Source organism: Methylobacterium oryzae (genome assembly GCF_036441375.1).
Taxonomy (GTDB): Bacteria; Pseudomonadota; Alphaproteobacteria; order Rhizobiales; family Beijerinckiaceae; genus Methylobacterium; species Methylobacterium oryzae_A.
In genome coordinates this window covers 1-21,141 of the sequence record NZ_MLCA01000019.1, presented here as the reverse complement: position 1 = coordinate 21,141, position 21,141 = coordinate 1, and the positions used below count along the sequence as shown (strand labels likewise).

The 21,141-nt window shown below is 61.3% G+C and carries 16 protein-coding genes; 8 read left to right on the top strand and 8 right to left on the bottom strand.

All coding sequences use genetic code 11. The features are described 5' to 3' along the window. The first annotated feature begins 7 nt into the window (after positions 1-7). From mobF to MOTC310_RS32515, 3 genes are all read left to right on the top strand, one after another. On the top strand, positions 8-4,159 hold the full coding sequence (gene mobF, locus MOTC310_RS32525) for a MobF family relaxase (protein WP_331304766.1): 4,152 nt from the start codon (positions 8-10) through the stop codon (positions 4,157-4,159). A 608-nt stretch (positions 4,160-4,767) separates the two neighbouring features. Beyond that, on the top strand, positions 4,768-5,838 hold the full coding sequence (locus MOTC310_RS32520; protein ID WP_331304765.1) for a hypothetical protein: 1,071 nt from the start codon (positions 4,768-4,770) through the stop codon (positions 5,836-5,838). Positions 5,839-5,975: 137 nt separating this feature from the next. Continuing rightward, positions 5,976-8,438: a type IV secretory system conjugative DNA transfer family protein gene (locus MOTC310_RS32515; protein ID WP_331304764.1), complete on the top strand. Its 2,463-nt coding sequence runs from the start codon at positions 5,976-5,978 to the stop codon at positions 8,436-8,438. 90 nt (positions 8,439-8,528) lie between these two features. On the opposite strand, the gene MOTC310_RS32510 is transcribed toward MOTC310_RS32515, so the two are convergent. Next, positions 8,529-8,792 (bottom strand): hypothetical protein, encoded by a 264-nt coding sequence (locus MOTC310_RS32510; RefSeq protein ID WP_331304763.1) that lies wholly within the window; start codon positions 8,790-8,792, stop codon positions 8,529-8,531. Positions 8,793-9,086: 294 nt separating this feature from the next. Here MOTC310_RS32510 and MOTC310_RS32505 point away from each other — a divergent pair, with 294 nt between their 5' ends. From MOTC310_RS32505 to MOTC310_RS32495, 3 genes are all read left to right on the top strand, one after another. Next, on the top strand, positions 9,087-10,304 hold the full coding sequence (locus tag MOTC310_RS32505; protein WP_331304762.1) for a hypothetical protein: 1,218 nt from the start codon (positions 9,087-9,089) through the stop codon (positions 10,302-10,304). A 694-nt stretch (positions 10,305-10,998) separates the two neighbouring features. Further along, positions 10,999-11,436: a LexA family protein gene (locus tag MOTC310_RS32500; RefSeq protein ID WP_172685347.1), complete on the top strand. Its 438-nt coding sequence runs from the start codon at positions 10,999-11,001 to the stop codon at positions 11,434-11,436. A 4-nt stretch (positions 11,437-11,440) separates the two neighbouring features. Beyond that, positions 11,441-12,721, top strand: a complete 1,281-nt coding sequence (locus MOTC310_RS32495; protein WP_331304761.1) for a Y-family DNA polymerase — start codon at positions 11,441-11,443, stop codon at positions 12,719-12,721. A 314-nt stretch (positions 12,722-13,035) separates the two neighbouring features. On the opposite strand, the gene MOTC310_RS32490 is transcribed toward MOTC310_RS32495, so the two are convergent. Next, a complete protein-coding gene (locus tag MOTC310_RS32490; RefSeq protein ID WP_331304760.1) occupies positions 13,036-14,214 on the bottom strand; it encodes a Fic family protein in 1,179 nt (392 codons plus the stop codon). Positions 14,215-14,609: 395 nt separating this feature from the next. Then, a protein-coding gene (locus MOTC310_RS32485) for an IS5 family transposase (protein WP_331304759.1) occupies positions 14,610-15,364 on the bottom strand; the annotation gives its coding sequence in 2 pieces (ribosomal slippage) (positions 14,610-15,040 and positions 15,040-15,364; 756 coding nt in all). A 174-nt stretch (positions 15,365-15,538) separates the two neighbouring features. Between MOTC310_RS32485 and MOTC310_RS32480 the strand changes: the two genes are divergently transcribed. Continuing rightward, on the top strand, positions 15,539-15,931 hold the full coding sequence (locus MOTC310_RS32480) for a hypothetical protein (RefSeq protein ID WP_331304758.1): 393 nt from the start codon (positions 15,539-15,541) through the stop codon (positions 15,929-15,931). A gap of 219 nt (positions 15,932-16,150) precedes the next feature. Continuing rightward, the gene (locus MOTC310_RS32475; RefSeq protein WP_331304757.1) at positions 16,151-16,843 is read left to right on the top strand and encodes a nucleotidyltransferase family protein; all 693 of its coding nucleotides are present in this window, start codon (positions 16,151-16,153) and stop codon (positions 16,841-16,843) included. Between the two features lie 144 nt (positions 16,844-16,987). Here the strand turns inward: MOTC310_RS32475 and MOTC310_RS32470 are convergent, their stop codons facing one another. The 5 genes from MOTC310_RS32470 to MOTC310_RS32450 all read right to left on the bottom strand — a co-directional run bounded on the left by MOTC310_RS32470 (position 16,988) and on the right by MOTC310_RS32450 (position 20,869). Beyond that, positions 16,988-18,655, bottom strand: a complete 1,668-nt coding sequence (locus MOTC310_RS32470) for a methyl-accepting chemotaxis protein (RefSeq protein WP_331304756.1) — start codon at positions 18,653-18,655, stop codon at positions 16,988-16,990. Positions 18,656-19,288: 633 nt separating this feature from the next. Next, positions 19,289-19,771, bottom strand: a complete 483-nt coding sequence (locus MOTC310_RS32465; protein WP_331304755.1) for a hypothetical protein — start codon at positions 19,769-19,771, stop codon at positions 19,289-19,291. 44 nt (positions 19,772-19,815) lie between these two features. Further along, positions 19,816-20,232 (bottom strand): hypothetical protein, encoded by a 417-nt coding sequence (locus tag MOTC310_RS32460; RefSeq protein ID WP_331304754.1) that lies wholly within the window; start codon positions 20,230-20,232, stop codon positions 19,816-19,818. 74 nt (positions 20,233-20,306) lie between these two features. After that, a complete protein-coding gene (locus tag MOTC310_RS32455; RefSeq protein WP_172685393.1) occupies positions 20,307-20,627 on the bottom strand; it encodes a helix-turn-helix transcriptional regulator in 321 nt (106 codons plus the stop codon). Positions 20,628-20,719: 92 nt separating this feature from the next. Beyond that, positions 20,720-20,869 carry a hypothetical protein gene (locus MOTC310_RS32450; RefSeq protein ID WP_331304753.1) on the bottom strand — a complete coding sequence of 50 codons (150 nt, stop codon included), beginning with the start codon at positions 20,867-20,869 and terminating at the stop codon, positions 20,720-20,722. Positions 20,870-21,141 lie beyond the last annotated feature (272 nt).

Below are 21,141 nucleotides of genomic sequence, written 5' to 3'. Positions count from 1 at the left end.
GCTGGCCGTGTTTACGTGCTACCGCGTCACGAGCATCGAATATTACGAAAAACGTGCGGCGGAAGCCGAGCGTGATGCCGTGCGCGAACCCAATCCCGGCGACCTCCAATACTATCACGACAATGGGGCCAGCGAGAGACCCGGCCAATGGTGGGCGTCCGTTGGGTGGTCTGGACAGATCAATGGTGTGGTAGATGGAGGAGAAATCGATGTCGGCAGCTTGCGAGATCTAGCGCAGGGCATCGATCCTGAGACAGGTGCCGCTTTAATACAGCAGACCAAGGCTCAGCGTACGGTCGGATATGATTGCCAGATGGCCTCACCCAAGACCGTGAGCGTTCTTTGGGCGGTCGCTGACGAGCGCGCGAGGGGGCGGATCGAGCAGATTCATGCCGATGCCGTTCGTGCAGCGCTGGATTGGGCGCAGGACCAGGGCCTCGTGATCACCAGACGAGGCAGTGGCGGCGAGATTCATGAAGCGGTCCGGGAGGTTGCTGCTGCAACGTACCTGCACACGACGTCACGGGCTGGCGATCCACAGCTGCATAGTCATGCTGTCATCGTGAATATATGCGTCAGGGCCGATGGCTCTACTGGAACAATCGATAATATCGATTTACTGAACTACCAGGGGGCCATCGGAGCATATTATCGGACAGCCTTGGCATCGGGGCTGCGAGAAGAATTCGGTTGGCAGCCTATCCGGAAGGAGCGCAATTTCGAAATTGCAGGCATCGGCGACAATCTGGTGTCCATGTTCTCCAAACGTCGCATGCAGATCGAAGAGATTGCGGAGGCCCGAGGCTATGATACCGCCACCTCCCGAGAGGCGGCACAGTATGCGAACTTGGCGTCCCGCGGGACCAAGGACGACCTAGCTCCGCTCGAGGATTTGGAGCGCGATTGGCACAGGCAGATCGTCGACGAGGGGCTCGATTACGCCGCGATCTGGGATCAGGCCGAGGAAGGCGCCCGCCTGTTCCATCCCTCCCGCCCGTCCGTCTTGCCTCACGAAACGCTCGAGCAGCGGCAGGATCGGATCCTCTTGACGGCCTTCGAGACGCTGTTGGCGACCTCTACCGTTATTGAGGAGCGGCACCTGCTCCAGACGGCTCTCGAGGCGCTGCAGTGTGAGGTTGATGCACCGAGCGCTACCCGGGCGATCGAGCGTCTCTCGTCGTCCGGTCTCCTAGTCGAACTCGGGCGGCATAAGGACCGCCCGGTCTACACCACCCAGAGCATGATCGACCTCGAAACGGGGATGATCGCTGCTGCCGTTGCCCGCAAGGGAGAGCGGGAATTCGTTCCGTCGGAACGGGTCGAAGCCGCGCTTGCCGCGCGGCCTACGATGTCGGCCGAGCAGATGGACGCTGTCCGGCACGCCCTGAACACCGACGGTGTTGCGGTCGTCGAGGGCCACGCGGGCTCGGGAAAATCGTTTTCCAGCGGGGCAATCGCCGAAGCGGCACGCGAGGCAGGACTGGAGGTCCACACGATCGCGCCAAGCTGGAAGGCGACCGAGGTTGTCCGGAGCGACACCGACACGACCGAGGAGATGGCTCGTGCCGTCGCGAAGTTCCTCCACGAGGCTCGATCAGGCGATCGCCATATAGGCCGGAACAGCGTCATCATCCTCGACGAGGGCGGGATGGTCGGTCTGCGCGAGATGGCCGAGATCGCCCGCATCGCTGAGGAAGCCGGTGCCAAACTGGTGATCGCCGGGGATACCCGCCAGCTAAAGCCTGTCGCGGCCGGAGCCCCAATGGAGCTCCTGCGGCAGCATCTCGGATCCTCCGAGATCACCGAGATCCGCCGGCAGAAGGAAGGCTGGATGCGGCAGGCCTCCACCGATCTTGCCACCGGGAAGATCGAAGCGGCCGTCGATCTGTATGACAAGGCTGGGAAGGTCCGTTGGGTCTCAGGTCGGGACGAGACGTTCGCGGCCCTGGCTCGCGATTGGGTCGAGGACGTCCGCCAGAGACCAGACGAGAGCCGGATCGTCCTGGCGCGCCGGAACGCCGACGTGAACCGCCTGAACGAGCTGCTGCGTGCTGAGTATGCTGCGCTGGGCAAGCTCGGTGATGAGGCTGTCACCATCAAGGCAGTCGCGCGCGGCAACGGAGGGACAGCCGTCGATCTCGAGCTGCGAGTTGGCGATCGGGTGATTTTTGGCGAGGGGGTCAACGTCCGAGGGCATCGCATCAACAATGCCGATCTCGCCACCGTCGTGGCGGTCAGCGGTGGTCGGGACCCTGTGCTGACGGTTCGGCTCGACAAAGGTGCGGAGGTATCCGCCCGAGCCACGGAGTTTGCAGGTTGGCGGCCTGAGGGTGAGGCTCCCGTGCCTCGCATCCAGTACGCTCTCGCAACCTCGATCCACGCAAGCCAGGGCACAACCGTCGATCGGACGTTCGTCGCAGAGTCGGGCGGCATGGGCCGTGAATCGCTGTACGTGGCTATGACGCGTCACCGTCAGGACGCTCGGCTCTACGTTGAGACAGCTAGGATCGAGGACACGCTCTCATCCCGTAAGGGGGTCACAGTCGCCGCGTCGAGGACCGGCGCATCGATACCGGACGCCGGAGACGTCGATCGGCTCGCCGCTACCCAGAACGATATCAAGCGCTACGCGGTCGCGACCTGGTCCAGCGCGGAGACCAAGCGAAACGTCACGGATTTTGCCAAGCTCGAACTAAAGGCGCCTGCTGCTGCCCGGGTCATGCTCGAGCACCTGCGAGCGGGGCGGCACGCGATCCTCGACCGGTCGACGCCCGGTGGTCCTCAGATCCGCCTGGAACGCCAGTCCCAGATCCCGGTATCGGATAGAGCTGCCCCTGCCGTGCCGCCAGCTGCACGGGTCCCTATGATCCGCCAAGCGCCTCCAACCGCTGGTAGGTCGGTGCCCGAGGCGCCCAAGAGTGTCCCTCCGCGGCTCCAGGCGGCGTTCGAGCGAGGCCGGGAGCTTGCCCGGTCCGGTGTCGTGCCTCCCAGGCAGAGCCTGCGCATCAGCGACGACGAGAAGGCGAAATTCCTGAAAACCGACCTCGCAGAGTTCGCGCAGGCACACGGGTACCGCATCGACAGCAGCTACAGCCATCGGGGTCAGATCGGGCGGGACCCAGTCAAAATCGATGGTCGATCGCAGCTCGGCTGGAGGCTGGTGGCACCGAACGGCGACAAGCTGGTCATTGCGCCGGGCTCAAATCATGACATGTTCTTCAACTGGTCCCGCAAAGATCAGCAGGGTTGGTCGGGCAACATCCTGACCTTCACCAACTCCGAGCTCGGTCTCAAGAAGCCGGGTGAGAACCTGCACTATTTGCGCGACAAGCTCGGTACGGGTCCTAAAACTTCGTCTGCCCAACCTGCGTTCCGCGAACGGGTCGAACAGGAGTCGACGCCGGCGATCGTCGATCCGACGCGGATCCGTCGGACGTGGTCGAAAATGGAGCCTGGTCACAACAGCCGGTACCTCATCGAGGAACGGGGTTTGAGGCCGGAGCTGCTGGCGCAGTTTCGAGCGACAATCCGGACCGAGCCCGAGTCCTGGACGAAAAGCTCGAACCGCGGAGGCGTCGCGTTCGCGCACGTCGACGAGGAAGGACGGATCTGCGGCTATGAGCGGAAGGGCTGGGGCATCCAGTCCGAGGGCAAGCGGTCATTCTCGCAGTTCAGCGCAAACGGATCCAAGACCCTCGCCCTGCACGGTGACACCAGGGCGCCGGCGCACGTGGTCATCGCCGAGAACTCGATCGACGGCATGAGCTACGTCCAGCACGCGGGCATCAAGGGCAACGTGCTCGTCGTTTCGACCTGCGGGAATCCATCCGCCCAGGCCCTCGATCTCCTTGCCCGCAAGGCGAGCGAGTTCAAGGGTGCCAAGTTCGAGATTGCGCGGGACGCGGACAAGGGTGGCGAGGCATGGACCGGTGCCATCAAGGCTGCGATCCACCTCGGAGCTCCAGACGCCAAGGTTGCCGTCCGGGCTCCAGAGGATCGCTACAAAGACTGGAACAACCAGATCCGGGGCCTCAGGCGCACCGACGAGGTTTCTCGCAACAAGGCACGGCTCGCGGAAGCCCCATCTGCTCCCCCTTCATCCTCAGACGACAAAAGGGCAAAGCCGCAGCAGACCGAGCGGCACGTTCCAAAGCTCTGACCGTCTATGTGGGCTCCTATCCAGCGAGAAGGGAGGAGAGGGGACGATCCTCTGGGGGGCGGCAGCGCTCGTTGCCTCACTGTCCCCTTGTGACAGTACGAATTTGGCAATGCCATGCTGAACCGTGATACGTCTTCAACTGTCGGAGTGATGTAGACGCACCTGTAATCATGTCACCGACACGCTGTTTCATTGAGTCAGTGACTCAGTATAGTGGGGGATGTGAGTGAGTTCCGAGCCAACTGGTACGTCCCGCAAAATGATCACGTCCAGCGTCGTTCTTCTCGAAGAGCAGCGGGAGCTGTTGGTGGACGTCGCGGCAGCGCGTACCGCGAAATCCGGGCGCCGTTTTTCCATGTCGGATGTCATACGGGAACTAGTGGAAGGTGCTCGTAGCAGCTTCGAGGCAGAGACGACCGAGTACTATCGTCGTCGAGCTAACAAAGGATCGAGCGATAAAGCGTAAGAGAGTTTGACGTAAGCGGCCGTTAAACATCGTTTCTGCATCTTAACCTCATTCTGACGATTCCATACATTTAAGATTTGGCGCCTAGAGTGCTGCCCGCGTTTTGCGGATCGATGTCGCTTGTCTTTGGAGGGCGAAAACGGTGGGGTTTTTGTTTCTGATTGCGAGCTTGTTCTGGGTATTTTTTGCGGGTTTGTCCGCTGTATCTTTGTTCTTGTTTGTTTTTTCGATCAATAAATTCATCAACCCCGGATTTATGCTAGCTAATGCGGCGATTGTCGTAGGAGTTTTGCCGCAGTTGTATGCAGTCGGTGCTGCCGCAGCAGCAATATCAACTAGACAGCCCATTATGTTGTTGGGCTATCTGGTGCTTTGGCCATTCCAAATGGTACGAGTCCTGTCGCAGCATTCTATAATATCTGGCGTCGGCTCTGTATCGCAGTTCATAGCAAAAAATAAACAATACGAAAATTTCAGAGCAGAGAGAGAAGACTGGTTGCGCCTTGTGAGCCCTGGTCATTCACTCAGTGAGAGACTGCTCGCGGAGTCAGATCGGTTGATGCCGCGGATGATCCTCAAGTGGCTTGAGGCGTGGGCTTGCGCCTTCGGTGTGATCTTTCTCGGCTTGTTTGCGGCAGGATCGGCTGGCTCAAGCCCGGGGCATCTGAGCTTCGGGATCGGCAACCTCTTCGCGGTTGATCCTGCTACGGCAGTCGCCCTCCCTGGTGGCCAACGCGTGTCGTTTCGTCTGAAATTCATGAGCGACTTCAAGCCGGTAGCTGGGCTCTCGTCGGCAGCATGGGGGAAAATGGTCGAGGCCGTCCGCAGCGATTTCGCTCGGACGGGCGACCAAGTGGACGCGTGGAAGACGGTGCAAGCTCTTGAGGCGCAACCGTCAGTGACAAGGCCAGAGAAGGCACTCCGGGATCACTCGCACGACCTGGGCACCGGCATAGTTGCGCTTCCGGCGCAGGGCCGCGAGGCGATCCTTATCGGCTTCGTCGATGGCCGATGGGGATGGGTCACGATCGACCGGCGCACCAACTGCGCTGTCATCCTGGGCCCGGATCTGCCTGGTTGCGGCCGCCACCAGATCACCGACCAACGCGCCTACGACATGGCCGCGCTTGATCCTAAGCAGAGCGACGGCCGCGTCTACGTTCCGGTGCGGGCGTCCTCAGGTCGTTCCGACAGCTACGTCTTCGAGCAGTAGTTGGAGTTCGGGTCATGCGTCACGTTAAAGTGGACCTGACGACCGCTACGCGCGTCGGCAGAGTCATCCAAGGCGTTCGCCAGAAGGTTTCGACTGGGAGCCCGGAGCGGGTCGGCAGTCGTGTTGATGGAGCTAGGATGTTCCTGGCGGCGAGCAAGGCGCGCCTATGGTCTCCCGACCCGAAATCCTCGCTCGATACCTGGGCTGACGAACAGGGGGAGGCTGCCTACCTCGACCTTGAGGAGCGCTACGCCCGCCATCCGAACGCCCTGCTCCGCGGTGACATGGCCGATCTCCTGAACCATTCTCTCAAGATCTGGCCCCCAAAGCGCTTCCCTACGCTGTACCAGCCCATCCCACCGGATCTACGAAACCCAATTCACTGGGATGGTAAGGTGTTGGGTGGTCAGGAGGTCCCTACGACCGCACGAAGGCACCTATCTCCGGAGGTGTATTCTGCAGCCGTTTCCGCCGCTTCGAAGAATGCTAGGATCCTGACAAAATGGATCCGCACCGTGTTGCTGGTGCCCGGAGTCGGACTCGCTCTCCTATACGCCGCGACGGTGTTCAGCGCGGGCGTTGGTTTCCCCAAATGGGCCGCCGCCGCAGGCTTCTACGGACCTGTCTTCGGTTGGTACCTGTCCCTTATTATCGATACCGCGGTGCTGGGAGGCCTAGCTGCTGGACTGGCACTTCTTGCGAGCCGGCTGGCCTTCCGCCCCTTCGTTCTATTCGGGACAAACCGGATCCTGGAGCGCTTCTTCGATCGCGTCCAAGCGCCGCTCCTATTGCCGTGTCGCGACTCCAAGTTGGTCTATGCGCAAAAGGAGACCCAACGGGACGAGGAGTATCTCGCCTACACGAGGCAAGTGCGCGCAGCCAACGACGAGCGGCGACCTCTGACGCGAGTTCTCCTCCCGGTTGCCCGCGCTCGGGGTACGCTACGCTCTCGAGGCGTCATGCAGGCACCGGTGCGCGACGCACAGATGTGCCTGGACGGTGAGAGCATCCGCCAGCATGTGTTGATCCTAGGCGGCACGGGGTCAGGTAAAACTCGGCTCGTGATCCGGCCGCTCTCGTCGCGCATCATGACGGCCGATTGGGGATCTGATCGCCGGATCGGTGCCTACATCACAGATGGTAAAGGCACGCTCTGGAAGGATCTTCTGTTCGTACCTGGCGTCGCAGATCGAACTGACATCCGCGTGGTCGGAGCCGGGTTCTACGATGTGAGGCGACCGGATGGCTCAGTAGCTCGCGTAGCAACGTACGGCTGCAATCTGGTCCAAGGTATGGAGCCGAGCGAAATCGGCGACATGTTCGAGGCTATCTATTCCCAACTTGGTGGGCGAAGCGATAAAGAAACCTTTTGGATACGTAATGCTGCCGTAGCTATGCAGCACGGCGCTTCGATTGCTAGATTTATTGCAAATTGCGAAGACGAATCTCTGTGTGATTATTTCGAAGACAATCTCAAGAGATCTCCTTATACACTCTTGGGTATTGCTCAGATAGTATACGACTGCAATGGTCCGGATTCACTTTTAAATCGCTGTGTCGATTTTGCTCTCGCTAAACGCCGCACGAATCCTGAGTCTGTTCCTGCGGGATTGGACGATGCGCTGGATTGGGTCAAGGATTCTTGGAAGGTAATGGCGGTTGAAACGCGCACAAGCGTTCTTGCTAACATTGGCACAGTTATCCAGAAGCTGACTGGCTCTCCTAAACTTGCTAAGGCTTTCTGCCAGTATACGTTGCAGCCCAATGACGTGGTCGACGTCGACCATGCGCTGGACGGCGGTATTCTGATGATCGCTGTGGGTGAGGATGAATTTGGCATAGCAGGAAAGATTATTACCTGTTGTCTCAAGACTCGCCTTTACATCAAGGCAAAACGGCGCCTCCAGAAGGAAGGGCGTGAAGCTCGGGAGCGGATTTCCGTGGCTATGATTGCGGATGAGTTTCAGCTTCTTGCCACGACAGGCGCAGAAAGTGACGAAACTTTTTGGAATACCGCTCGAGAGACTGGTGTGTTCGCAGTAGTGGCGACGCAAAGCATTGCCGCTTTGAATGCCCGCATCGGAGAGAGCGCAACAAATAATCTGATGGATTTGTTCAGAAGTAAAATTGTTTTAGCAACTGAGGAAAAGCTGACACAGGATTATTGTCAGAGGCTTGCTGGAAACGTTTTGCTCGGATGGAAGACTGAAAGTAATTTTTTTGAAACAGTTCACGAGCGAGAGAAATTATACCCCGATGTCGGATATGATCGGATAGAGATCTCCCGTTTGGATGGACTTACTCCCTCTAAACTTGCTCTTCAGATCAAATCTGTTGCCGATATCATCCCGCAAGACAATCGCTTTGTCGATCATTATTCAACGGGTGAGAAAGGGCAAGACGTGAATGCCCGCGTTAATGCCATGAAGGAAGCGTGGAACCGCTTCATAGATCGAAATCAGTCTGAATTGACCAACGGTCTTAAGGAAGTTCCTGCGCTACATGCTGCAGAGCTTAATCGAGGTAGCGGTATCGGTTTCGTCTACCTGCAGCGGGCTGGCGGCGTTCGACTCGACGTCGTGGACTTCGAGGGGGTCTGATCGATGGATGCAGCGGGTTCCAATAGCGAGGGCACGACCCCGGTGAATGTCCGGATCGCTGAAGGCCGAGCCTACGAGGAGGCAAAGCGGCTAGAGGTGGACCGTCAGTTCGCGCGGCGGGCCGCAGAAGGGCACCGCCAATCGGAGGCAGGACGCGTTCAAGAGCAGGCCCGCATAGCGAAAGAAGGCGCGGTGCGGTTGTCGGCCTTCACCGCTCGGCAGCAGGCTGATCAGACGGCACGTGCTCGATTTGAAGATGCTGCGCATGCCGCAGGTGCGCAGAAGCAGGAAGATCGCGTTGCGGAATTGCGCCGCAGCGCGAGGGCAGATGATTCTGAGGTGGGTGGCACCCACCAGCAAGCTCAGAGCTTGCCGCGGCCTGTACCGGCATCTCTTCCCCGTCCCTCTAACGCAGTCCGTGGGACGCTTCCGCAGGATGACCTTCGATCGGCCTATCCGGTGCATCAAGGGGATACGTCCCAGCGGCAGCCGGCGTCGACACGGCATGCCGACATGCGCCCTCCCGTTGCCGGAGTTCACGTTCGGCCTTCTACGGAACGCCGCGCGGAGGCGCCGCGGCCGGCCCAACTTCCCCTACAGACTCCTGTCGTTCCGTCCGTAGTGCAGGATGGCCAACGTAGAGACGGGGTGGCTTCTTCGGCGCATCAGCATCTGCACGACGCCTTTCAGCGTTTCGTAGATCCCTCTACGAAGGATCGGGAAAACCGCTCGATCCAGAATGCAGTGCGCGGGACGCTGCGGTTGTTGGATCGCGAAGGTGCAGACGGTCCTACTGACGAGAGGCGACGCGAACTCCAGCATGGCGTTGCAACAATTCTTAATGGGTTGTCGTCAGGGCAGCGCCATACAGCTGAATATTCCTATGCTTTGAAGCAGATTTCAAAAGCCGCTGCCGAGGAAATCGGACGCAGCGCTGAGCTTCAGAAGAAAAACTATCGAAATGGTATTGGGTTGTCTGAAGGATCTGATCTGAACCAAGAGATTCACAAGCTCAATCGCGCATCACAGAGCGCTCAGAAATTTTCTGATTCCATGTCAGATCGTCATAATGAGCAATATGGAAACTACAAGTTTCATATGCGCAAGCTGACTATGTCGGACGGCACGCAGTGGGAAGTGAAGGATCGAGAGAAAGCCGTCCTTGAAGCTTCTCAGGCTGGCAAAAATATCCCGCCTCCGGAGCCTATGGTTCTCGAAAGCCGTTACTTCTCCCTTGAAACACGAGTCCTAGAGGCGGGCGCGCGCAACGTACCAGGATGGCAGTCCGAGCATCAAAGAGCGGCATCACAACGTGACAATTCATTCGATGCCCACGACACGAAATTGTCCTGCCTCGCAGACTACTACAGAGGCTCTGAGATCAATCGTCCCATATCGGCCGAATATGTTGACCGGCGGCGTGATTATCTAAAGGCTTGTCGTGAGCGGGATATTTCTGCAGATCGGCTTGATATGATGAAACGAGATCCATACGCGGCTCAAAATTTCAAGGAGATCGAGAAAATCAGATTGCAAGTTTTCGATCTGAGCTATGATGTCAATGCCGCTAAGCAGTCTATGGATAAAGCATGGATCGCCTACAAGGAGTCGGGAGAAGGCGGAGTATTCAAGCGCAACGATAAGGGTGAGCGGATTCAATTCGATCTTGTTGGGGGCTCAAACGCGTCTGCCGTGGTCTCCAGGAATCGTTCTGCATCTGGAAAGGAAGAAGGACGTGCCGAGCAGCAGGGCCGCGGATCACATGTGCCGGTAGATATGCCTCCCTCGGAGCGTCGGTTTCGCGAGCAAATGGCTGCTGCGGATGCGGTAGAAAACAGGCCTACCGTAGCAAGTTGGAAAATGTAATGCGGCTGCCGCTGTAGGAGTCGGGTTATGCTCTCGCGCTGTGTCCTTCTGTGTTCCCTGATGCTGCCAGGACTGGCGATGGCTCAAGTCGGGCCCGATACACCTGCCAAGGCCTTGGCTCGTGATCAAATGCGGCTGCAGCGGCATCTCCTGAACCCACCGGGGTCGGTTGCGCGGCCTTCAGGACCTGTCGCTGTTCAAGCTCCGGTTGCCCCCCTAATCAGGGCAACCATACCGCCGTCTGCACCCGCTGCTTCGGCCGGACTGCCTTCGCCCACCCCCCAAGAGAGCGGCCCGGTTGTCGCTCCGGACGTTCCGCCGGCAGCCGCTCGGCCAAGCTCCGTCGAAGCGAGCCGACCGCCAGTGGCTCCGACTGCACCAATCCCAACAACGGGAGCGGCGTCGGCAACCCCAGCTGAGACACCACGTCCCACAGCCGCGAAGGCGGCAGACGCGACGTTCTCGGGCCCCCTAGCGCCCTCACAGGCCACTCCCTCACTCGAGGTCTCTCCTCCTCCGGCCCCTGCCGCACCTCCAGCGCCCCGCAAGCTCAAGGTCGACCTATAGAGAGCGTCCGAACCTCGTTCCCCCTTCCTCTGATGGCACGTCGTCCGAGTTTTCCACAGGCTCGGCCGATTGACCTCAGGAACGCGGATGTTCTTATTCCGTTCTTACCCGAGGCGGAGGACCCATCATGCTCGCGGCGGCCATCACGTATAGCTCACCCGCTGCCCTACCTATGCTCGCGCGACCGGTTCGGGCGGGCTTCCCATCGCCGGCCGACGATTTCATCGAGCAGGCGATCGATCTGCAGTCCCTCCTGATTGCCAATCGCGCCGCCACCTTCCTGGTGCGGGTCGCCGGTGACAGCATGCTGCTCGCTCAACTGTTCGACGGGGATATCGCGATCGTCGATCGCTCGCTCTCACCGACCGACGGTGACGTGGTCGTTGTGGACGTGGACGGAGAGCGAAGCTTCAAGGTCTGGAGCCGTCGCGGGCATCGTGTCCGGCTGGCGTTTGCGAACCCGCGTTTCCCCGAGTTCGAGCTTTCACCCGACGCCGTAGTCGAGGTCTGGGGCGTTGTTTCGGGCTCCGTCAGCCCGCGCCGCCGTTCCGCTCGGCGAGCCTGACTTCGTGGAACGGGCCTATGCCCTCAGCGATGGCAACAGTTTCTATTGCTCCTGCGAGCGGGTGTTCGACCCGAAGCTCGCCCGGGTACCGGTCATCGTTCTGAGCAACAACGACGGTTGTGCCATCGCGCGTACGGCCGAGGCGAAGGCCGTCGGCATCAAGATGGGCGATCCCTGGTTCAAGATCCGCCAGCTCTGCCGCGATCAGGGCGTTCGGGTCTACTCCTCCAACTACGCGCTCTATGGCGACATGAGCGCCCGCGTGAACGAGGTGTACCGACGCTTCTCCCCGCGGATCGAGGTGTACTCGATCGATGAGAGCTTCCTCGATCTCTCCGACGTCCGGCCGGCGGAGCGGTTCGAGCTCGCCAGCGATTTGCGTGGAACAGTCCACAGGTGGACTGGTGTACCGACCTGCGTCGGCATCGGTTCGACAAAGACCTTGGCCAAGCTGGCGAACCATATCGCCAAGACGCATCCTGCCCTCGGTGGCGTGTGCGACCTGACGGATCCGCAGGCATACGATCATTGGGTGGTTCGGATCCCGCCGGGTGAGATTTGGGGCGTGGGGGCGTCGACACTGCGCAAGCTGGAGGCGCTCGGCTGCGACAGCGTCGCCGATGTGCGCGACTTGGATCCTAGAGCCGCTCGCAAGCTCCTGACCGTCGTCGGCGAGCGCCTGGTCTACGAGCTCCGCGGCATTCCCTGTCTCGACCTTGAGACGATCGCGCCGACCCGGAAGGGCTGCGCGGTCACGCGCTCGTTCTCCGAGCGCGTCGAGGACCTCGCTACCATGGAGCAGGCGCTGGCCGCGCACGCCGCGCGCCTTGGTGAAAAGCTCCGAAGGGAGGGCCTCGGAACCGACCATTTGACGGTCTTCTTCCACACGTCCGAGCACGACCGTGATCGCCCGCAGCGCTCGATCTCCACGGTCGTGACGCTGCCGGAGGCGTCGAGCGACACGCTTGTCCTGGCTAAGGCGGCCACGTTCGGCGTCAGGAAGGTCTGGCGGGATGGCTACCGCTACTCGAAGGCTGGCATCGTCACCACCGATCTCATGCCCCTTGAGTCCTCACAGCGCGCGCTCATCGGAGGACTGGACCGAGAGACCGCCGGCCGCCTCATGGAGGCTCTGGATGCCTGCAACCGTCGCTTCGGCCGCGGCGCCGTCGTGCCGGCGTCGGCGGGATGGGCTAAAGACCGAACGTGGTCCACCAAGTTCGAGATGCGCTCGCCGCGGTACACGACGCGCGTCGACGAGCTGCCGGTCGTCATGGCGGCCTGAGCCGGCGGTCGCCGGACCGGTGCCCGGGCAACCGGTCCATTCAGTGCGATTGCCGGCTTTTACCCATGAGCCAGTAAATTACCGGAATGCCGGTAAAAGCCGGTAATCCGTGCCGCACAGCGGCACTCGCCCCGGACGCATGGCCTGTAGCAGCCGCCCGATCTGGTGGGAACTAGATGCCCTTGGGCCCGGCAGGACGCTTGCCATCCTCGTCCTCTGATGTTGGGGCCTCCCTCCGTTTCTGGCTTCATGGCCAATGATCCGAGCCTGCCTTCGGCTGTGTCAGATCCCGCCGCGATCGGCATAGGCGAAGATCAACCGAGGGTCGGATACAGGCGCGGGAACCAGCGTTCCACCACGCCGATCGGAAATCCCAGTCGGACTGGACCCTTGTCACTGTTGGATACCAGCAGGCACGCCCCCATGAGCTTGCTGAGTACAGTCCGCGCCTGACGCTCCTCGTAGCCAGTTAGTTCGGCAGCTCGTCCACGGGGGAATTCACCGGCCAGGGCCGCCTCGCGCAGCAGCGGCCAGCTGCCCTTGGGCAGACGCCTCGCGCGTACCTCCTCAGTGGTCCAGATTTCCATGCGGTTGAGGAGTTCCTGCGGCTCGAACAGGGCGTCCATGAACGTCACTTGGTCCACGCAGGCGTCGAGGAAGAAGGCGGAGAACTCCTCGAGTCCTGCGAGCGAGAGATTGCCTCGCCCGTCCAGATCGCCGCGCCGTGGCTCGTCTGCGGCTTGCAGAGCTGCCTTGTAGGCCTGCTGCTGTCTGGCGAGGCCGCGGGCCACCGACCAAAGGCTCGAGCCGACGTTCAGTTCGTGTAGCAGGGCGTATGAGAACAGCCGCGCCACCCGGCCGTTGCCGTCGAGGAAAGGGTGGATCCAGAGCAGCCGATGATGGGCAGCGGCGACAGCGATGATGCGGCGGAGGCGTCCGAGGCTGCCGCTGCCGTACGCAGCCACAAACCGCTCCAGGAACGCCGGCAACTCTGCTGGCTCCGGAGCGATGTGCCGGCCAACGCGGACATGGGTTTCACGCAGGGCTCCCGGCACGACTGGTAGGCGCTCGCCCGTTTCGCGGTTCTCCATCCACAGCAGCTCGTCCGGCAGCCGGGCACAGAACTCTCGATGGACCCAGAGCAGGAAATCGACGGAGACGACCGGCGCGGGCGCTTGGCCTCGGTCGATCATTTGCTGCACCTCGATGTGCGCTCGCGCCTCTAGTTGCAGGTTCCGCTGGGCACGATCGTGGGCAAAGTCGCCTGCCAGTGCGCGATCGATATCGACCGGATGGGTGTCGTGGCCCTCGATGAGGTTGGAGTAGTAGCAGTTCATCGCCCGGACGAGGTCGCCGAGGCTTTCCTGCATGATCGGGTGAACACGGCCGGCTAGTCGGCCAGCACGATCCACAAGGTCCGTAGCCAGGTCCTCAAGCTTCTGACGGCGGTCCTCGGGGACCAGGGGTTCGATAGCGTAGAGAGTGGTCAACATTTTGCCGGTCTTTTTGCCGGTTAGATCGTGAGGTACACCAGGGGCTTAAGTCAAACCCGGTGGGGCCAAATTGCCGGTTTTTTTGCCGGTCGATCTGAAGGACTGGCTGGCGCCGATGCGGTAGCTCCTTCCTGTTCCCTTCCCTCTGCAGGTCTCCCGGAGCTCCACCTTCGGCGTATCGAACCCACGGAGCGGATGGCCTGCTTCTACAGCCTGTCGATCACCCGATCGCTTTTCGACGAGAGCCTTGTTCAGATCCGTTGGGCCGCATCGGTACACTTGGTCGGACGCGAACGGAGCAGTTTGCTTGCGATGCCCAGGCTCCCTAGGCCGCACGGTGGACTGAGGGGCGCAAACTGCGAAGGGGCTACCGGGCTGTCTAGGTCGCGGACTCATTAAGCTCGCAGCCAGACCCGCACGGCTGCGAGCTTGACGCTGGCGAGGAAGTTGTCGGGATCCTTGTCGTAGCGCGTGGCGACGGCGCGGAAGTGCTTGATCTTGCTGAAGAAGCGCTCGACCAGATTGCGGTACTTGTACAGGAACGGGCTGAAGGCCAACACCTTCTTGCGGTTGGGCATCGGCCTGACGTTCGCCCACGCGCCCTGCTCAGCCATCTGGGCGCGTAACGCGTCGCTGTCGTACGCTCGGTCGCCCAGCAGGATCTGGCCCGTGCCCAGACCGCCCAGCATGTCGGCCGCCGCGCGCCCATCGTGCGCTTGACCCGCGGTGATCTTGAGCGCCACCGGACGGCCCTCGGCATCCACCAGCGCGTGGATCTTGCTCGTCAGGCCGCCGCGCGAGCGACCCATGCCACCGGATCGGCCATCTTTTTTTGGGTGCACGCGGCATGCTGGTGAACCCGCACGCTGGTGGCGTCGATCATCTGCAGGTCGCCGTCGTAAGCCTTTGACACCGCGTCCAGAAGCCGATCCCAGATGCCACGCTTGCGCCAGCGCCGAAAACGGTTGCCGCAGGTCGTATGTGGGCCGTAGCGCGCCGGGATGTCGGCCCAGGGCGCGCCCGTGCGCAGCCGCCAGAAGATCCCGTTGAGCACCCGCCGGTCATCCACGCGCTCCTTGCCGCGCACGTCCGTCGGCAACAACGGCTCGATCACCGCCCACTCCGCATCCGTCAGATCAAACCGCGCCATCAAGGCCCTCCTGCTCAGAGGGCTAACGACGTCGCGGTTCAACCGTGCCAGCCGTTATGGGTTCGCGACCTAGAGAGGGCCTGGATGGCATCTGAGTGCGGTAGCCCCGATTGCGAATGGCAACTGCGACGTAGGCGGCATAGTGCGAGGGCGCCCCTTGCCGTAGCTCGGCGTATGGCTTCCGATTTCGCTCCCACCATGCTCCCCGATGCCGCAGCCGTATGGCGCAGTGCCCTCGAGGATCTGCCCGAACATGCCTCGCCTTGCCGATACCTCTCACCGGCCAGATGGGCGGCACTCCGAGCCAATGCGATCGGCTTCTGTGACCGGTTCGGTGCTGAAGCGCATCGGCTTGGCTGGACGGCACCGGAGCTGTTTGCCGTCCATCCTGAGCACGGCACGCTGCGCGTAGAATTCTGCGGTGTTCTGATGGTGGTAAGCGAGCCGGCCCGAGGCGTCGAAGCGCAGCGGATCCTCTTCGAGCGGCTCACCGGCTATCGGAACAAGGTCGGCCAACAATGGGGCATCCCGATCTGGGAGTTCGCTAGGAAGGGGGCCGGCCGTTGAGACGGCGGCTTTGGGTGCGGATCGGCAGCCTGGAGGCTTTGATCGGATTGGCGGTCGTAGTAACCGCTCTGGCGGCTTGTGGCTTGGTCGGCGTGATCCCGTAAAGTCGACGCGTCGTTTGCAGTCTGTGTGATGAGCAGAGGAGGAAGGGTGGGGTATGGAGCTGCATGCCCGCCCGATCTTGCTCTCAAGGGAGGCCATTAGTGCTCGAGGTGCACCATGCAGATCCTCCAGATACACGACTTTCTACCGGCGAAGCCGATCGTCGTTGATCCCCGGGCTGTGCTCCCGATCCTTGGCCAACGGGCGATCCGCGCGAATTGGGAGGTCGCCGGTGTCGCTCGTCACGGTAAAGGCCTCATAGTCACCGGGGACGACGCCGTAGATCGACTTGAAGCGCTGTCCCGGTCGGCTGTTCGGATTCCTGGGGGGCTGCTCGTCGAGCTTATCGATCAGACGGCGCAGGTCATCTGGGGAGAATTTACGGCGTTCGAGGAGGGAAAGGAGGCGCCCTGGGTGATCCTCCGGGCGATCGACAGCACATGGTGCGAGGTGGAAACGGACGACGAGTCCGTCTTGGATCAGGTGCGCAGGACCTTCGCGGACGTTCGGGCAGGCTTGCTAGCGGCCGTCATTTCCACGCTGCGGTCGAGGCGGGCTGACCTCGAAGGCCGCGGGGTCGTCAGCGCGTCCGTGTTCGGCTCTACCGCTCGTGCCGAGGAGCGGCCCGACAGCGACATCGACATTGTCGTCGACATCTCTCCTGACGTCCGGATCTCGCTTACGGGCTTTGCGGTCCTCCAGGCCGACCTGCAGGAGATGCTCGGTCGCAGGGTCGACCTAGTGGAGTGGCGGAACCTTGAGCCCCGCCTGCTGCCGTCGGTCCGGCGCGACGCCGTCCGGATCTTCTGATTGAGGAGACCCACGGTCCTCGATGCAGATAGCCGTTGGCATGGCTGACATGGGTGGTTTTCCGCCGGTCCGCTTCTGATCCCATTTGGGCCAGAAGCGGACCTTCGAATGGCAGCCGTGCGTACTGTATCCGCCGAAGCAAGGTCAGGCGGCGCGGACCGTTGCTAGGAAGCGGCCGACCTCGGCACCGAGATGCTCCGACTGCCGCGACAGTTCGGAGGCCGCCGACAGCACCTGGGTAGCTGCCGCTCCGGTCTCCTCTGAAGCCTGCGCGACCCCGGCGATGTTGCCGGTCACTTCGTTGGTCCCGGTCGAGGCGAGGGCGACGTTACGTACGATCTCCTGGGTCGCCGCACCCTGCTGCTCCACGGCCGCGGCGATGGAGGTCGCCACGCTGTCGATCTCACGTATCCGCCCGGTGATGCTGCCGATTGCCGTGACGGCCTGCGCGGTCACGCCTTGCACCTCCGCGATCTGGCGACCGATCTCCTCGGTCGCCTTTGCAGTCTGCTCGGCCAGCGCCTTGACCTCAGAGGCAACCACGGCAAAGCCCCGTCCCGCCGCTCCGGCACGCGCCGCCTCAATGGTCGCATTGAGCGCCAGCAGATTGGTCTGCCCGGCGATGCCTGAGATCATGCCCACCATGTTGCCGATCCGGGCCGAGGTGGCCTGCAGGGCGTGGACCAAGTGCATAGTCTGATCAGCTTCGCCGACGGCCGACTGGGCCAGCTGTGTCGAGCCGGACACCTGTCGGCCAATCTCCTGCACGGACGAGCCGAGCTCTTCGGCGGCAGCCGCGACAGTGTTGACGTTGGCGGCGGCCTCCTCCGCAGCGGCCGCGACAGTGGTGGACTGGCTTGCGGTCTCTTGAGCAGTGGCAGTCATCTGCTGGGCGGTTGCCTGGAGTTCGGTGGCCGAGGACGACACCATCCCGACGATGCCGCCGACCGCGCGCTCGAAGCCGTCAGCGAGCTCGATCATGGTACGCTTGCGCTCGGCTGCGGCAGCCTCGTCGGCGCGGCGCTTGACCTCAGCTTCCTCGGCGGCCTTTCGGGCGACCATGGCCTTGATGCCGTCAACCGCCTTGCCGACCGCGCCGATCTCGTCGCTGCGGACCGACTCCGCGATCTCGGCATCGGTCTCGCCACGGGCCATCCGCTGCAGCATGCTGACGAGCCTGCCAAGCGGACGGGCGACCTGCACGACGACCGTATAGACGCCGTAGGCGATGCTCAGCGCCGCGACGCCCAGTGCTGCAAGCAGCGCGAGGCGGGACCAACCTGCCGTGTTCTGGGAGCGATTGAACTCAGCCTCCGCTTCGCGGACCTGCAGCGTGGTCAGCTTGCTGAGAGCCACGTTGGTGACCTGCATGTTCTTCAACAGGTCAGTATCCGTGGTATCAAAATCGGGAATGCCGCCCTGCGCGATGCGCTTGAGGATCTCAGAGACGACGACGGCGTTCTGATCGATCTGAATTTGCAGGTCCTTGGCAAGTACCTCCTCTTCCTTAGTCAACGAAGTCGCCTGATAGGCGGACCATTGCGTGTGTAGGTTAGAGAGATCACGCTCGATCTTCTCCTTTGCCGCAGAGAATGCGATGTTCTTACTGCGCAGCATCCGCGACACGTCGATGATATCATCGTAGGCATCTCGAATAATACTGAATTGACGGAGGCAGACAACCCGGTCCTCGTATACGGTCTTGAGGCTTGAATGGCTCCAATGAAGCGCGAAATTCCCAAGCGCCGCCGTGCCTAGGAGAATGAGGCCTATCGCGGTCAAGACTGACACGAGCCGCTGTTTGATCGTCATCGTCGAAAAACTGCCTCTTTGATCGCCACCACCACACATGCATCACCCCAATCGGAGTGGTGCCTGCGTCTGGATGCGCAAAATAGAGGCATTTGGTTAATACGACGGCTGTTCGACGGCTGGGGACCATGCGCGGCGTGATGACGGCCAGTCACAATCAGGACATCGCTGGCTGTCCTTCCATTCGCATACCTTGCCCGTCGTACACCCCGGCTGACGCCGACGTCGCATAGGCTCCGGACGCACGCCCCGTTTCACACTGTTCCGGTGCCGATTGGAAACCGGGCGCCTGGAGGGCCCGAGCTGGGCTCTAGGCTGCGATAGAAGTTGCTGGCGCCGCTTGCGCGATTGGCAGGCTGCTCTCGCCCGGACGCCGCCAAAACGGCTTTTCACCGTGCCGACCTCCCACCGAAGTCCCTCGGCGGCCTCCTCGTAGCTGTAGCCCTCCGCCCTGACCTCTCGCCAATGAGCATCTCTCGCCACGAGCAAGCATTTCGGAAGTGACGCTGAGCGGAGGTTGCTGGACCGCCAACGGACGGCTGCTTCTGAGAAGCGTACATGGCCCTTTGGACGGCCGGGTTGGGTCGAAAGCGGAAGAGCTTGGCATCGCTTCCGAACTTCCGGACCTTCGGTCTAGCGGTACAGCCCCTCTGATTGCAGCTTACCAAGCAATGCAGACGCCCGCTCGCAGGCTATCATCTCCTCCCTTTGCTCTTCAAACCCATGTTCAAACATGGGCAAGAGCTTCCGCATGGCTTTATCCATTGCGGATCCCTCCCAAAGTACCAGGATCTCTCGGTCTACTAGGTCTTTGAGGAAGCACCACAGCATGAGCATCACGCCTAGAGCGGGGCGCTCATGCCAGTCATAGGATACCTGCCTTTTGATGCGATTAAGGCGACGCAGGAGGGCCTGCTTCTTCGCGGGGGTCAGGTCGGCGAAGGGCTCCAGGCAGGCGACCCGTAGATTTTCTCGCAGGTCGGCGACATCGGCAGCTGCCTGCGTTTTAAGGGCCGGACCGGCCGGAACGAACACGCCCTCCGCGCTGGCGAGAGTGTAGAGGAGGCATGCGGGAACAGCGAGTTCGATACGTTGGCGGTCAGTCAGAATGGGCATCGGGGTACCAGATTGAAGAGACGTATGGGGCGGAAGCCATTGCCTCATCCGAAAAGGTCGAGCTGGTCCGGTACACCGCGTTTACGTCTGCCAGATACCGGTTGCGCAGTTTTAACCGCTGGCAGAACAGGCAGAGCAATACCGGGTTTTCCGTAGAGCACCGCGCCTATAATGCGCACCCCTTCGCTGCGATAGAACAAATTTACTGTGTGGAGGCCTGCGCGTAAGATTTCTTGTACGAGCACCTCATCTACGCTCATGGCAATTAAGGCCCTTAGCAGACAGGAAAGCCCCGCCACCTGAACTTCAAAAGAATCAAACTCGACGGTTCTCTGCCGCCAGACCTGGCGCACGGCGCCGACGCTAGTTTGTGCGAAGGGGTTTGGCGCCGGCTGCGTCGCGGGGTCGGCGACGAAGGAAGCGATTAGGTGCCGATCCGCGATATGGGTGGCTGCGAGCAAGGAAGCAGCGAGCCGGGTTTGGCAAATCGTCATAGAGCGAGAAGACCGAGAGGATGTGCGAGGCTGCGTAGAAGTTAGAAGTCGGCAACACCAGAAACGTGAGCCGCGCGTTGACGACCTGTGACGATCTCCATGCCCTCCCCGATCGGATCCACGGCCAGTACGTCACCGAGCCGCTCGGTGTAGCCGAAGACCGTCAGCGCTTTGAGGAGCGTGAGCAGGCTAACACCAGGTCGGCCCTTCTCAAGGGATATGACGGCAAGACGGCCGACTCCCATGCGCTCAGCCAACTCCTGTTGGGTCAGGTTCCGCCTTAGGCGAGACAGCCGTACTCGCTGCCCCATGAGGCGGAGGCTTTCGAACTCCTCCGTAGATATGATCGCAGTCGTCTTCATGATCGGTATCCCATACCTTGTGGCTCGCAATGTATGGGAAATCGAACATTCTTGCGACGGGCTTACGTCGCACAGGTTGACGCCGTGCCCAGCTACCTGTTGTGCTCCTCCATGATGCCAGCCGGGTAGGCGTCGACGGCTGCGAAGAGCTCGGCGGATGTAATCACCTTCGACTTGAGCAGCAATCCGATCGTGGGTTCGTCGGCCATGAGCTGGAGGTAGCCACAAGCTGCGGCTGCCATCTAGGCCCTGACGCGGTAGTCGTGCTCGAGTGCTGTGTGAAAGAGATAGCAGAAGGCATTACCTGCTATCACTTCCACACGCGCGCTCAATGGCGCTCCTTCATTTGGTATATGGTCTTCACCAGATAAGTGAGTGCGATGCCCCGGTCGCCTCCTCGCGCTTGGCGCCTCCCATGAAGCGGCCCTGACCGGTCACCTAGCCGCGTTTCGCGTGACCGCAATTCCCGCTCGTGTCCCCGACGCCGCGCTGTCGGCTTCAAGCCCATCGACGC